15 protein-coding genes are annotated in these 12,635 nt (G+C 72.0%); 9 read left to right on the top strand and 6 right to left on the bottom strand.

Going from position 1 to position 12,635, the window contains the following annotated elements; all coding sequences use genetic code 11:
• Positions 1-119, bottom strand: a 119-nt coding sequence (locus VGD70_RS37035) for an SMR family transporter (RefSeq protein WP_414638134.1), incomplete at its 3' end; no start/stop codon positions are given.
• 419 nt (positions 120-538) lie between these two features.
• Entirely contained in the window at positions 539-796 is a 258-nt protein-coding gene (locus tag VGD70_RS34875) for a DUF3039 domain-containing protein (RefSeq protein WP_331089077.1), read from the bottom strand.
• A gap of 49 nt (positions 797-845) precedes the next feature.
• Here VGD70_RS34875 and VGD70_RS34870 point away from each other — a divergent pair, with 49 nt between their 5' ends.
• From VGD70_RS34870 to VGD70_RS34850, 5 genes are read left to right on the top strand one after another with little or no spacing between them, the layout of a single operon-like run.
• Positions 846-1,661, top strand: coding sequence for a sporulation protein (locus VGD70_RS34870; protein ID WP_331089071.1), 816 nt, complete (start codon positions 846-848; stop codon positions 1,659-1,661).
• A gap of 14 nt (positions 1,662-1,675) precedes the next feature.
• The gene (locus VGD70_RS34865; protein WP_331089069.1) at positions 1,676-2,179 is read left to right on the top strand and encodes a TIGR03618 family F420-dependent PPOX class oxidoreductase; all 504 of its coding nucleotides are present in this window, start codon (positions 1,676-1,678) and stop codon (positions 2,177-2,179) included.
• 45 nt (positions 2,180-2,224) lie between these two features.
• Positions 2,225-2,824 (top strand): LemA family protein, encoded by a 600-nt coding sequence (locus tag VGD70_RS34860; protein ID WP_331089067.1) that lies wholly within the window; start codon positions 2,225-2,227, stop codon positions 2,822-2,824.
• The gene (locus VGD70_RS34855; protein WP_331089065.1) at positions 2,821-4,752 is read left to right on the top strand and encodes a M48 family metallopeptidase; all 1,932 of its coding nucleotides are present in this window, start codon (positions 2,821-2,823) and stop codon (positions 4,750-4,752) included. The genes VGD70_RS34860 and VGD70_RS34855 overlap by 4 nt, the downstream gene beginning before the upstream one ends.
• A gap of 32 nt (positions 4,753-4,784) precedes the next feature.
• Positions 4,785-5,699, top strand: a complete 915-nt coding sequence (locus tag VGD70_RS34850) for a pseudouridine-5'-phosphate glycosidase (protein ID WP_331089075.1) — start codon at positions 4,785-4,787, stop codon at positions 5,697-5,699.
• Here VGD70_RS34850 and VGD70_RS34845 read toward each other — a convergent pair.
• From VGD70_RS34845 to VGD70_RS34835, 3 genes are read right to left on the bottom strand one after another with little or no spacing between them, the layout of a single operon-like run.
• Positions 5,689-6,660: an ATP-binding cassette domain-containing protein gene (locus VGD70_RS34845; RefSeq protein ID WP_331089063.1), complete on the bottom strand. Its 972-nt coding sequence runs from the start codon at positions 6,658-6,660 to the stop codon at positions 5,689-5,691. The genes VGD70_RS34850 and VGD70_RS34845 overlap by 11 nt on opposite strands.
• A 20-nt stretch (positions 6,661-6,680) precedes the next feature.
• Positions 6,681-7,475, bottom strand: a complete 795-nt coding sequence (locus VGD70_RS34840; protein WP_331089061.1) for an ABC transporter permease — start codon at positions 7,473-7,475, stop codon at positions 6,681-6,683.
• Positions 7,468-8,283, bottom strand: a complete 816-nt coding sequence (locus tag VGD70_RS34835; RefSeq protein WP_331089059.1) for an ABC transporter permease — start codon at positions 8,281-8,283, stop codon at positions 7,468-7,470. Before VGD70_RS34835 ends, VGD70_RS34840 begins: the two co-directional genes overlap by 8 nt.
• Positions 8,284-8,329: 46 nt before the next feature.
• Here VGD70_RS34835 and VGD70_RS34830 point away from each other — a divergent pair, with 46 nt between their 5' ends.
• A complete protein-coding gene (locus VGD70_RS34830; RefSeq protein WP_331089057.1) occupies positions 8,330-9,220 on the top strand; it encodes a sugar kinase in 891 nt (296 codons plus the stop codon).
• On the opposite strand, the gene VGD70_RS34825 is transcribed toward VGD70_RS34830, so the two are convergent.
• A complete protein-coding gene (locus VGD70_RS34825; RefSeq protein ID WP_331089055.1) occupies positions 9,217-9,552 on the bottom strand; it encodes a DUF3099 domain-containing protein in 336 nt (111 codons plus the stop codon). The genes VGD70_RS34830 and VGD70_RS34825 overlap by 4 nt on opposite strands.
• 79 nt (positions 9,553-9,631) lie before the next feature.
• Here VGD70_RS34825 and VGD70_RS34820 point away from each other — a divergent pair, with 79 nt between their 5' ends.
• The 3 genes from VGD70_RS34820 to VGD70_RS34810 all read left to right on the top strand — a co-directional run bounded on the left by VGD70_RS34820 (position 9,632) and on the right by VGD70_RS34810 (position 12,065).
• Positions 9,632-10,357, top strand: coding sequence for a methyltransferase domain-containing protein (locus tag VGD70_RS34820; RefSeq protein ID WP_331089053.1), 726 nt, complete (start codon positions 9,632-9,634; stop codon positions 10,355-10,357).
• A 24-nt stretch (positions 10,358-10,381) separates the two neighbouring features.
• Positions 10,382-10,807, top strand: a complete 426-nt coding sequence (gene dtd / locus VGD70_RS34815) for a D-aminoacyl-tRNA deacylase (protein WP_331089073.1) — start codon at positions 10,382-10,384, stop codon at positions 10,805-10,807.
• Between the two features lie 292 nt (positions 10,808-11,099).
• Complete coding sequence (locus VGD70_RS34810) at positions 11,100-12,065, top strand: sigma-70 family RNA polymerase sigma factor (protein WP_331089051.1); 966 nt, start codon at positions 11,100-11,102, stop codon at positions 12,063-12,065.
• Positions 12,066-12,635: the final 570 nt, after the last annotated feature.

Raw genomic sequence — 12,635 nt, 5'->3', positions numbered from 1 at the left:
GGCCACAGTCTCGTGAACCCGTCGGTGAACCTGAGCAAGCTGGTTCCGGCCACCTCGACGGCGATGGCCAGGAACAGGTACACGTACGGCACGGCTCCTCCTCGTGTACATCTGTACATGGACAAATGTACAGCACGGGCGCACGACGACGGCACCGGTGACGGCCAGGACCACGGCGAAGGTGAGGGCGTCGCCGTCCTCGACCAGCGTGGTCTCGGCCATCATCCGGCGGACCGACTCCTCGGCCCCCGCACGATCGCGCGGCCCGCGCAGCATGTGCCTGGCACGTCGGGGCAGGCGCTGGAACGCCCAGACGCCGTCGCCGGGCTCGAACGGCCGCGGGCGGCAGCCGTTCGGAGCGGATCAGCACCTCAGCGAGACCAAGGCCTGTCTCGTAGATCATCGGGTGAAGCCCTGCGCCGACTGCGCCGACCACCGGAACCTCAGGGGACCGTGACGGCACCCAGCCACCACCCACCCCCGACACCCGCACCATCCGCCGGGACGCAACGCACACTTTAAATCCCGGGGAGGCGGGCTAGTCACCGCCGCCCGGGGGCAGGCCTTCGAAGATCTTCTTGCACTCCGGGCAGACCGGGGAGCCGGGCTTGGGCGAGCGCGTGACCGGGAAGACCTCGCCGCACAGGGCGACCACCATCGTGCCCGTCACGGCACTCTCGGCGATCTTGTCCTTGCGCACGTAGTGGAACATCTTGGGCGTGTCGTCACCGGTGGTGTCCGTGCCCTCCGGCCGCGTGTCCACCTCGGGCAGCGTTTGTGTACTCACGGTCCCAATGATGCCCGAAATGACGCCAGACCCGATCGGGTGCTGGCAGGATCGCCCCATGTTCCAGAAGGTGATGGCCTCCTTCGGCCAGGGCGGCGCCACGGTCGACGCCCGTATTCTCGATCGGCACGTCCGCCCCGGCGGCACGTTGCACGGCGAGGTGCTCCTCGCCGGTGGACAGGTCGACCAGGAGGTCGAGTCGCTGGCGGTCACGCTGCTGGCCAGGGTCGAGCGGGGCGAGGCGACCAACGGCTCGGCGCCCGAGGTCGTCGACCTGCCGTTCCAGAACGTGCAGCTCGCGGGCCGGGAGCTGGTGCGCTCCGGCGCCCAGGTCAAGGTGCCGTTCGAGATGCAGATGCCGTGGGAGACGCCCATCACCACGGTGTTCGGCAAGTACCTCACCGGCATGGCCGTCGGCCTGCAGACCAACCTGAACCTGAGCCGGACCGTCGTCGACCCGCAGGACGTCGACGCCATCCCTATCGAGCCGCTGCCCGCCCAGCACCGCCTGCTGGACGCGATGAGCAGGCTCGGCTTCCAGTTCCGCGAGGCGAGCCTGGTGCAGGAGCGGGTGGACGGCGCCGACCAGCAGCTGCCGTTCTTCCAGGAGGTCAACTTCACCCCGTCGCCGAGCTTCGCGAAGGCGTTCCACGAGGTCAGCGTCACCTTCCTGGCCCGGCCGCGGGACGTGCAGGTCGTGCTGGACGTCAACAAGCGGGTCCGGGTGAGGAAGGGCGGCGGCCTCGGCACGCGCGGCCAGTCGATGCTCGGCATGTTCGTCGTCGAGTACGCCGCGCTGGGCCGGACCAACTGGGAGCAGCAGATCGAGGGCTGGCTGCGCGACGTCGCCAAGCCGCGGGGAATCTTCGACTGAGGGACGGTCGGATCATGGCCGAGCCTGTCGCGTCACGTCCGTACATGCCGGGGTACGGCACGCTGCCGGCCGACCGCGGCACCGGGCTCCTGCCGTGGACCTGGGCGCTCGCCCGGCTCCAGGAGAGCCACGACTTCTGGCTGGCCACCGTCTGGCCCGACGGCCGCCCGCACCTCACCCCGGTGTGGGCGGTCTGGGACGACGGCGCGCTGTGGTTCTCCGCCGCCCCGGGCTCGCGCAAGATCCGCAACATCAGGGCCGGGTCCGCGGTGTCGGTGTCCACTGAGGACCCGGAGAACCCGGTGGTGCTCGAGGGCACCGTCGAGATCGTCACCGAGTCCGACCGGGTGCTCCGGTTCGTCGCGGTGGTCAACGTCAAGTACCGCACCGAGTACCCGGTCGAGTTCTTCAGCCCCGACCAGGCGGTGGTCGCCCGCATCCGGCCGGCCTGGGCGTTCGGCCTGGTCTCGAACGACTTCGACGGCTCGCCGACCCGCTGGACGTTCCCGCCCGGCTGACCGGCCTATTCTCACGGGAGTCGACGTTTCGGAGGGGAGCCGGCCGTGGTGGTGCTGATCGTCGTGGTCGTGGTCGTGGTGCTGATCGCGATCACGCTCGTGGTGATGTACAACGCGCTCGTGCGCGCCAGGCATGCCTGGCAGAACGCCTACGCGCAGATCGACGTCCAGCTGTCCCGGCGGCACGACCTCATCCCCAACCTGGTCGAGGTGGTCAAGGCCTACATGCGCCACGAGCAGCAGACGCTCGCCGCCGTGGTGTCCGCGCGCACCGCCGCCGTCGCGGCCAGGTCGGCCGCCGCCGGGGCACCGGGTGACCCGGCCGCGATGGCCGGCCTGTCCGGCGCGGAGAACGCGCTCACCGGCACCCTCGGCCGGCTGTTCGTGGTCAGCGAGAGCTATCCGGAGCTCAAGGCCGACCAGAACATGCGCCAGCTGTCCGAGGAGCTGACCTCGGCGGAGAACCGGGTGGCGTTCGCCCGGCAGGCCTACAACGACTCGGTGATGGTCTACAAGAACAAGCAGGACACCTTCCCGTCCAACCTCGTCGCGTCGATGTTCTCCTTCGGGCCCGCGGCCTACCTCGAGCTCGACGAGCCGCACAAGCGCGCGGCGCCGCGCATCTCGATGGACCGCAACGAATGAACTTCTTCCAGCGTCAGCGCGACGTCCGCAAGCTCTCCCGGCGCCTGGTCCTGCTGTTCGCCGTCGCCGTGGTGGCCATCGTGGCCGCCGTCGACGTCGTCGCGGTGTTCGTGTTCGGCCTGTCCAAGCAGCCGGCCTCGGTGGTGCTGACGCTGCTCGCCTGGGTCAGCGGGCTCGTCATCGTCGTCATCGGGCTCACCTCGTTCATCCGCACCCGGATGCTGCGCAACGGCGGGGGCGGCAAGGTCGCGCAGAGCCTCGGCGGCATCTACGTCCCGGAGAACACCGCCGACCCGAGGCTGCGCCGGCTGCGCAACGTCGTCGAGGAGATGGCGATCGCCTCGGGTGTGCCGGTGCCGGAGATCTACGTGCTGCCCGACGAGACCGGCATCAACGCCTTCGCCGCCGGGTTCTCCCCGGCCGACGCGGCGGTCGCGGTCACCCACGGCGCGCTGGAGCGGCTCAACCGCGACGAGCTGCAGGGCGTGATCGCGCACGAGTTCAGCCACGTGGTCAACGGCGACATGCGGCTCAACATCCGGCTGATGGGCACGCTGTTCGGCATCCTCGTGCTGGCGATCATCGGCCGGCTGATGCTCAACGTCCGCGGCCGCAACCCGGTCGCCGCCGTCGGGCTCGCGCTGATCATCCTGGGCTACGTCGGCGTGTTCTTCGGGCGGATCATCAAGGCGGCGGTGTCCCGGCAGCGCGAGTACCTGGCCGACGCGTCCGCGGTGCAGTTCACCCGCCAGTCCGCAGGGCTCGCCGGCGCGCTGAAGAAGATCGGCGGCCTCACCGAGGGCTCCAAGCTCAAGGACGGCCGCGCCGAGGACGTCAGCCACATGCTCTTCGGCGAGGGCTTCTCGTTCAGCTCGCTGTTCGCGACGCACCCGCCGCTGGTGCGCCGGATCCAGACGCTGGAGCCGACGTTCGACCCGCGCCAGCTCGAGGCGCTGTCCCAGCAGTGGGCCCGCACGCCGCCGGTCGGGCTGGCCGAGGACGAGGCGCTCGGCCTCGCGCCCGCCGGCCGGCCGGTGCTGCCGCCACTCGACGCGCGGGTGCCCGTGCGGCCCGCCGACGTGGTCGCCTCGGTCGGCAGCGCGGTCACGCCCTCCTCGCCCGCGCACCGGACCGCGGGCACGATCCTCGAGAGCATCCCGGCGCCGTTCCTCGACCGCGCCCGGCACCCGGAAGCCGTGCTGCCGCTGGTGTTCGGGCTGCTGCTGGCCCGCGACCCGGCCGCGCGGGCCAACCAGCACGCCGTGCTCGCCGCCCGCTACGGCCAGGGGCTCGCCGACGCGGCGGTGGCCGAGTCCGACGCGCTCGCCGGGCTGCATCCGGTGCTGCGGCTGCCGCTCGCCGAGCTGGCGTTCCCGACGCTGCGCCGCCGGCCGCGGCCCGCGCAGGAGGCTGTGCTGGCCTGCATCCACGCGCTCATCCAGGCGGACGGGCGGATCGAGGTGTTCGAGTACTGCCTTTCCCGGCTGCTGCACCGCGAGCTGTACGAGGCGATGCACCGGACGTCGCCGTGGACCGGCCGGCGGCCGCCGCTGGAGGTCACCAACCGCGCGGTGGCGACGCTGCTGGCCATCCTCGCGCAGGCCGGGGCACCCGACCCGCAGGCCGCGGGCGCGGCGTACCTCGCCGGGCTCGGGCAGGTGCTGCCGGGCGAGCCGATCCCGTTCGACCCGCCGGCGGCGGGCGCGGTGGCGCTGGAGGGACTGTGGCCCGCGCTGGACGGGCTCGACGGGCCGGAGAAGGAGTTCCTGGTCGGCGGGATGGTCACGGTCATCGGGCATGACGGGGTGATGACGGTGTCGGAGATCGAGCTGTTGCGTACTGTGTGTGCGTTGTTGCACTGCCCGCTGCCGCCGCTCGCCCAGGCGCGCCCGGAGCAGGTCGTGCCGGACCAGGGATCGCGCTCGTGACAGGCCCCTACGACTTCGACGAGGGCGTGCAGATGCGGGTTGCCGAGGAGGTGTCGGCGGCGCTGGCCGCCGGCTCGGCCGTCGTCGCGCTCGAGAGCACGATCCTGGCGCACGGGCTGCCACCCGGCCGCAACCGCAAGGTCGCCACCGCGGTCGAGGACGCGGTGCGCGCGGCCGGCGCGGTGCCCGCCACCATCGCCGTGCTCGACGGCCGGCTGTGCGTCGGGCTCGGCCCGGCCGAGCTGGACCGGGTGTGCGACCCCGCCACGGAGCTGCTGAAGCTGTCGGCGCGCGACCTCGGCCCCGCCATCGCGCTGGCCCGCGACGGCGCGACGACGATCGCGTCCACCGCGATGATCGCGCACGCCGCGGGCATCGGGGTGTTCGGCACCGGCGGGCTGGGCGGGGTGCACCTGCCGCCGCCGGGCGAGGTCTCGTCGTGGGACGTGTCGGCGGACCTGGACGTGCTGGCGTCGACGCCGGTCGTGGTCGTGTGCTCCGGGGTCAAGTCGGTGCTCGACATCGCGGCCACCATCGAGGTGCTGGAGACGCGGTCGGTGCCGGTCGTCGGGTACCGCACGGACTACTTCCCCGCGTTCTACCGGCGCGAGTCGCGGTTCCGGGTGCCGTGGCGGGTCGACACGCCCGCGTCGGCGGCCGCGGTGATCGCCGCGCACCGCGACCGGGGACCCGTGCGGTCCGGGGTGCTGGTGGCCAACCCGGTGCCGGCGGAGCACGAGCTCGACGCCGCGCTGCACGACCGGCTGCTGGCCGAGGGGATGGCCCTGGTGGCGGCCGCGGAGGTCCGCGGCGGGGACGTGACCCCGGTGCTGCTGGAGCACTTCCACACGGCGAGCGAGGGCGCGTCGCTGGACGCGAACGAGGCGCTGGTGCTGTCGAACGTGGCGCTGGCCGCGGAGATCGCCGTGGCGCTGGCTAAGAAGTAGGCCGCGGCGAGGCGTAGAGCCGCGCCACCACGTCCTCGATCTCCGGCTCCTGCACCGACAGGTCCCGCAGCGGCACCGCCTGCGCCAGCCGCGCCACCACCTCCCCCGCCGTCGCGCCGTCGAGGGTCAGCGTCACCCGGTGGCCGTCGGCCTCCACGCGTTCCACCGACGCGCCCGGCAGCGTCAGCTCCGGCGGCCACGCCACGTCGAGGTCGGCGACGATCCGGCGCTTCGAGCGGTAGGTGGCGTGCAGCTCCTCGACCGTGCCGTCGTGGACGACCCGGCCGTGGTCGATCACCACCAGGCGCCGGCAGAGCTTCTCGATGTCGGCCAGGTCGTGCGTGGTCAGCACGATCGTCGTGTCACCGAGGGCGTCGAGCTCGCCCAGGAACCCGCGCACCGCCTGCTTCGACAGCACGTCCAGGCCGATCGTCGGCTCGTCCAGGAACAGGACCTTCGGGCCGTGCAGCAGGGCCGCGGTCAGCTCGCCACGCATCCGCTGGCCCAGCGACAGCTGGCGCACCGGCGTGTCGAGGAACTCGTCGAGGTCCAGCAGCGACCGGCACCGCCTCAGCCGCGCCGCGTGGTCGGCCGCCGGCACCCGGTAGACGTGCCTGAGCAACGCGAACGACTCGGCAAGCGGCAGGTCCCACCACAGCTGCGAGCGCTGCCCGAACACCACACCGATCCGCCGCGCCAGCGTGGTCCGCTGCGGCACCGGCGTGAGGCCGCACACCGACACCCGGCCGGCGCTCGGGGTCAGCACGCCGGTGAGCATCTTCAGCGTCGTCGACTTGCCGGCGCCGTTCGGTCCTATGTAGCCCAGCAGCTCCCCCTCGGCGATCGCGAGGTCCACACCGTCCACAGCGGACACCACCCGGCGCTCGCGGCGCAGCCGGCCGACCTTGCGCCGCACGGTGAAGTCCTTACGCAGCCCGGAAGTCTCGATGACAATGCTCACTCCGCAAGCTCCGTTCGGAATCACGATCCCGTACTCCTGTAGTGCCGGACCCCGGTGCGCCAGAACAGCGCGGCGAGCCCGGCGGCGACGGCGGCGACCAGCGGCGAGCACCAGTGCAGCCAGCCGGGCACGCCGAGCGGGTCCGGCCGGCCGAGCATGGCCAGCGCCGGCAGGTACGCGACGAAGGCGAACCCGAGGCCGTAGGCGAACAGCCGGCGGAACAGCCCGCCGAACACGGTCATCGGGTAGGAGGTGAAGTCCCGGCCGCCGTAGGTGAACGCGTTGGCGATCTCGCCGGACTCGATCCACCAGAACGCCACGGTCGCGCCCGCGACGAAGACGCTCGCGAAGAACACCGCGCCGGCCACCGGCGCCACCACGGCCAGCGCCGCGACCGGGACCGACCAGTCGACCGGCGCCACGGCCAGCGCGATCACGTACAGCACCAGGCCCTGCACCACCCGGCCGACCCGGCGCGGCGCGAAGTCCATCGCGACCAGCTGACCGAGCGCGGACAGCGGGCGGACCAGCACCGCGTCGAACAGGCCCGTGCGCACGTAGACACGCAGCCGCTCCACGTTGCCGACCACGAGGTCGGCGGCGGGGAACGCCAGCGCCGAGATGCCGACGATCAGCAGCACCTCGCGCCCGCCGAACCCGCCGAGGTTGCCGGTCACGCTGAAGATCACGAAGACCGAGGCGACGTCGAGGACCGTCAGCACGGTGCTGCCGATGAGGTCCATCGCGAACGACGCGCGGTACTGGGTCTGGCTGCGCACCTGCGCGGCGAGCAGCTGGAGGTAAGGATCAGCCACCCTGGATCACCAGCCGCCGCAGCGCCCGGCGCTGCACGAGCCGGGCCACCGCGACCACGACGGCGAGCCACGCCGCCTGGCCGGCCAGCAGCACCACCGCGTGCCCGGGCCCGCCGCGCTCCACGAGGATGTCCAGCGGTGCCTGCAGCAGCGCGGGGAACGGCGTGAGGACCCACAGCGCCGTGACGAGCCAGTCCGGCAGGAACGGCAGCGGGAAGAACAGCCCGCTGCCCGCGCCGGACGCGAACACCCACATCATCGTCACGCCCCGCACGTCGAGCAGCCAGAACGCGGTGAGCCCGACCAGGTAGCGGCAGACCGAGCAGATCAGCACGGCCAGCAGGACCGACAGCGCGAACGCGAGGTAGGCCGGCGGGTGCGCCGGCAGGTAGAAGTCGAAGGTGAGCATGCCGACGACCATCGGCACCACGAACCGGGTGAGCGTCGCGTAGCCGGCCCGGCCGACATCGGTCGCGAGGTAGCTGACCATCAGGTCCACCGGCCGCAGCAGGTCGGCCATGACCTCGCCGGAGCGCACCCGCTCGCCGAGGTCGAGCGCGGCCCAGTAGCTGACCACCGCCAGCAGCCCCTGGCCGGCCCAGACGAACGTGGCGAGCTGGGCCCGGTCGTAGCCGCCCGCCTGGCCGGCCACCCCGGTCACCGACAGCAGGATGTAGCAGCGCATGAAGCCGAACACCGAGTTCGTGAAGGCGCCCGCCACCGTCGCCTGCCGGTAGGTGGCGAAGCGCCGGAACCCGGCGCCGGCGAGCGCCCACACGGTCCGCCCGCTGGCCATCGCGGTCGCCACGCGGTTAGCCTCCGTTCCTGATGTCGGACACGTGGGCAGGGCGCTCTTGAGCACGATCGTTGTCGTCGGCGACGCGGCGGTGGACGTGGTCGCCGCTCATTCCGGGGCGATCGCGCACGGCGGTGACTCGCGGGCCCGGATCACGCTCACGACCGGCGGGGCGGGGGCGAACACCGCGGCCTGGCTCGCGTACTGCGGGGCCGAGGCGATCCTGGTGGCACGGGTCGGCGACGACGTCGCGGGGCGGCAGGCACGCGAAGAGCTAACCACCGCCGGGGTGCGGTGCGCATTCACTTTCGACCCGGCGGCGAGCACGGCCTGCGTGATCGTGCTCGTGGACGGCAACGGGCAGCGCAGCATGCTGCCCGACCGCGGCGCGGGCGGCCGGCTGACGCCGGCGGACCTGGACCCGGCGCTGCTCACCACGGCCGAACACCTGCACCTGTCCGGCTACGTGCTGCTCGACGCCTCCTCCCGGGACGCGGGCCTGGCGATGCTCGCCGCCGCGCGGGACGCCGGGCTGACCACGTCGGTCGACCCGCAGTCGGCGGCGCTGATCACCGACCCCGCGCGGTTCGTCGAGGAGCTGCGCGGGGTGGACCTGCTGCTGCCGAACCTGGACGAGCTGGAGGTGCTCACCGGCTCGCGCGACCCGGCGGGCGCGGCGACGCTGCTGGACAGTTTCGGCGCGGTCGCGGTGACCACCGGCCCGGCCGGGGCCGGCTGGGTCTCCCGGGACGGGGTGCGCTCGGTGCCGGCGGCTGCCGGCTCGTGCGTGGACTCCACCGGCGCCGGCGACGCGTTCGACGCGGGCCTGCTCACCGCGTGGCTCGGCGGAAAGTCCACAGAGGACAGCCTGCTGGCCGGGGTCCGGCTCGGCGCGCTGGCCGTGGGCCGGGTGGGCGCGCAGCCGCCGCCGAGCCGTCCTTGTCCCTAGTGACCGTCGATGACCTTGTGCTCGCCCGCCTCGATGGCCGTGGCGGACGGCTGGTAGCGGTTGACGTCCTCGGCCCGGCGGGGCGGCCGGTCGTTGGCGATGAGCACGGCGACCCACGGCAGCGGCACGGATACGACCACGAACGCCAGCGCCAGCCACCAGGTGTCGTGGAAGATCCCCGCGAGGATCAGGCAGGGCAGGCGCAGCGCCATCATGGTCACGTACTTGCGCTTGCGCGCCGAGTATTCCTCGTCGTACGACGGCGCTGCCTCGGTGATGAGAACCGGGGTGTCGTCCCGCTCGGCCTTCACGACACCACCTCCTGGGACCATGGTCCCACCTTGGGCACCCGATTGCGCCATCCGGGTGGACCTGTCTCGACCGCCGGGTGAAAGCCGGTATGAAGGTTTCATGACGGTGAGCGGGTTCGACACTCGACCGGACCTGTTCCAGCAACGCCCGCTGGAACGTCTGCGGTACACGGTCACCGAGGCCAACCTGTTGCGACACCTCGATCCCAGCCCGCAGCGGGTGCTCGACGTGGCCGGCGGCAACGGGGTCGAGGCCGTCCGGCTCGCTCGACTCGGCCACGAGGTCACCGTGCTCGACCCGGCTGGCGCGATGCTCCACCGGGCCATCGAGACGGCCGAGTCCCACGACGTCGCCGACCGGCTGCACGTCGTCCAGGCCGGGGCGCTGGACGCGCCGGAGCTGTTCCGCCCGCACGACTTCGACCTCGTGCTGTGCCACAACCTGCTGCACTTCGTCGACGACCCGGGCGAGGTGCTGAGCGCGGTCATCGCGCCGCTGCGGCCGGGTGGGCTGCTGTCGGTGCTCGGGCCCAACAGCGACTTCGAGCCGGTGCACGCGGCCGTGCGCGAGCTCGACCCGGACCGGGCGCTCGACACGCTGTCCGGCGCGCGGCCGGCGCCGGTGGGCGCGCTCGTGGCGCTGCTGGCGGGGCTCGGTGTGGAGGAGGTCGTCCGGTACGGCGTGCGGTGCGTCAGCGACCTGCTGCCCTCGCTGTCCGACGACCCGGGCTTCCTGGCCGACCTCGAGCGGCTCGAGGTGGCGATGGCCGACCGGATGCCGCAGCTGCTGACCGCGCGGTTCTTCCACCTGGTGGCGCGCCGCTGACCCTGCCCTGCGAGCATGATCGCCGTGCGGGCGGTGGTGGCGCGGGTTCTGCGGGCGAGCGTGACGGTCGCCGACGCCGTCGTCGGCGCCATCGCCGAGCCGGGCCTGCTCGTGCTCCTCGGGGTGTCGACCTCGGACACGCCGGCCGAAGCGGCCACGATGGCCCGCAAACTGTACGAACTACGCATTCTGCGCGACGAACAGTCCTGTGCCACAACGGGCGCGCCGCTGCTCGTCGTCAGCCAGTTCACCTTGTACGGCGACACCCGCAAGGGCCGTCGTCCGTCGTGGACCGCGGCCGCCCGGCCCGAGGCCGCCGAGCCGCTCGTGGACGCGGTCGTCACCGCCCTCCGCGATCGTGGTGCCCACGTCGAGACGGGCCGCTTCGGCGCGATGATGGCGGTCGAGAGCGTCAACGACGGCCCGTTCACGGTCATCGTCGAGATCTGACGCTGCGTAGTGCCCGGTGTCACCCGCCGGTCCCCGTCACCTCTCCCGGCCGCGTGCCGTCTCTTAGGAAAACCTCAGCCATGGTGGAGCAACCGGTGTGGCACGCACGACGTCATCCAGTTGGGAACTCGGGAACGAAACGAGCAACGCGCGCGTTTTCCAGAGTGTCCAGCCATTGACGGCCAGCCCGATGTAGTGCCCGATCCGGCCCCAGCCGGTCGACGGCTCACCGGACAAGAGGTGCCGGTGTGTGACACACAGCACACCGACCCGAGCAGGGGGAGGGAAGAGCATGACGGTCCCACAGCAACGCGAGCCGGAGCCCGCCGAGATCGATCTCGATGCGCAGGGCCCCGCGGCCGACCTGGTCCGCGTTTACCTCAACGGCATCGGCCGGACCGCGCTGCTGACCGCGGCGCAGGAGGTCGAGCTGGCCAAGCGCATCGAGGCGGGGGTGTTCGCACAGCACATGCTCGAGACGGCCAACCGCGGCACCGCCAAGCGGACCGAGCTCGAGTCGCTCGTCCGTGATGGCCACCGGGCCAAGAACCACCTGCTCGAGGCCAATCTCCGGCTCGTGGTGTCGCTCGCCAAGCGCTACACCGGGCGCGGGATGCCGCTGCTGGACCTCATCCAGGAGGGCAACCTCGGGCTCATCCGCGCGGTCGAGAAGTTCGACTACACCAAGGGCTTCAAGTTCTCCACGTACGCCACGTGGTGGATCCGCCAGGCCATCACCCGTGGCATGGCTGACCAGGGCCGCACCATCCGGCTTCCGGTTCATCTCGTGGAACAGGTCAACAAGCTGGCGCGCACCAAGCGTGACCTCCACCAGCAGCTCGGCCGCGAGGCCACCCACGACGAGCTCGCGGCAGAGGTAGGGCTCACCCCCGAGAAGGTCGCCGACCTCCTCGACCACGCTCGCGACCCGGTCAGCCTCGACATGCCGGTCGGCTCGGAGGAGGACGCCCCCCTGGGCGACTTCATCGAGGACGGCGAGGCCACCGACGCCGAGAGCGCGGTCATCTCGGGCCTGCTCCACGACGACCTCCGCCGCGTGCTGGCCACGCTCGACGAGCGCGAGCAGTCGGTCATCCGCCTGCGCTACGGCCTCGACGACGGACAGCCACACACGCTCGACCAGATCGGCAAGCGCTTCGGCCTCTCCCGCGAACGCGTCCGCCAAATCGAGCGTGAGGTCATGTCGAAGCTCCGCCAAGGTGAGCGAGCCGAGCGCCTGCGCGCCTACGCCAGCTGACCAGGTCTGTTCGTCGAGCAACCTCTGCGCCGCCCGCTACGTCCTTAGTGCGGAAGCACTACAAGGCATTGACATGTGCCCGCCAGCGCGGCACGGTCATTGCACCAGGACTACGCGGCGCGGACGCATGAACACGGTCCGTAGCTGCATTCCACGGGAGGTCGGGACGGCCGGGGGCCGCCCCGGCCTTCCGGCCTTGGGGCCTCCTACTCGCGGAGTGCGCTCATCGGTTTGGCCTCCAGGTCGATGCTGGGGCCCAGCCCCCACGGTGCGAGCTCCCCTCGACCCAGCGTGGTCAAGTCTCGTTTACCAGCGCAGACGTTGGCTGGACGCCAAAGCTGACGCCTCGCGGTTTCCTCCGGGACCGCCCGTGTCGTGGTCGGCGTGCCCGGACCTCAGCTGTCGGCGACCGAGGTGACCGACGAGTTCCTCGACGCGTTCGCCTCGGGGGACGCAGCGTTGCAGCGGCCTGGCGAGGACCCTGCCCCTTTCACCGGTCGCCGAGGTTGCCGCTCGCGGCCCCTGTTCCTCCCTGCCGGGCCTTCTTCCCTTCCCCGCGCTCTGCGTTCC

The organism is Actinophytocola sp. (assembly GCF_036402745.1).
GTDB lineage: Bacteria > Actinomycetota > Actinomycetes > Mycobacteriales > Pseudonocardiaceae > Actinophytocola.
The sequence above is the reverse complement of the archived record's forward strand: the minus strand, read 5'-3'. Positions and strand labels throughout refer to the sequence as shown.

What these genes read in the sequence shown, in the direction of transcription:
- VGD70_RS34870 (WP_331089071.1), top strand. Translation starts at nt 846, where the DNA reads ATGTTCCAGAAGGTGATGGCCTCCTTCGGCCAGGGCGGCGCCACGGTC.
- VGD70_RS34865 (WP_331089069.1), top strand. Translation starts at nt 1,676, where the DNA reads ATGGCCGAGCCTGTCGCGTCACGTCCGTACATGCCGGGGTACGGCACG.
- VGD70_RS34855 (WP_331089065.1), top strand. Translation starts at nt 2,821, where the DNA reads ATGAACTTCTTCCAGCGTCAGCGCGACGTCCGCAAGCTCTCCCGGCGC.
- VGD70_RS34850 (WP_331089075.1), top strand. Translation starts at nt 4,785, where the DNA reads ATGCGGGTTGCCGAGGAGGTGTCGGCGGCGCTGGCCGCCGGCTCGGCC.
- VGD70_RS34825 (WP_331089055.1), bottom strand. Translation starts at nt 9,552, where the DNA reads ATGGTCCCAGGAGGTGGTGTCGTGAAGGCCGAGCGGGACGACACCCCG.
- VGD70_RS34820 (WP_331089053.1), top strand. Translation starts at nt 9,632, where the DNA reads ATGACGGTGAGCGGGTTCGACACTCGACCGGACCTGTTCCAGCAACGC.
- VGD70_RS34810 (WP_331089051.1), top strand. Translation starts at nt 11,100, where the DNA reads ATGACGGTCCCACAGCAACGCGAGCCGGAGCCCGCCGAGATCGATCTC.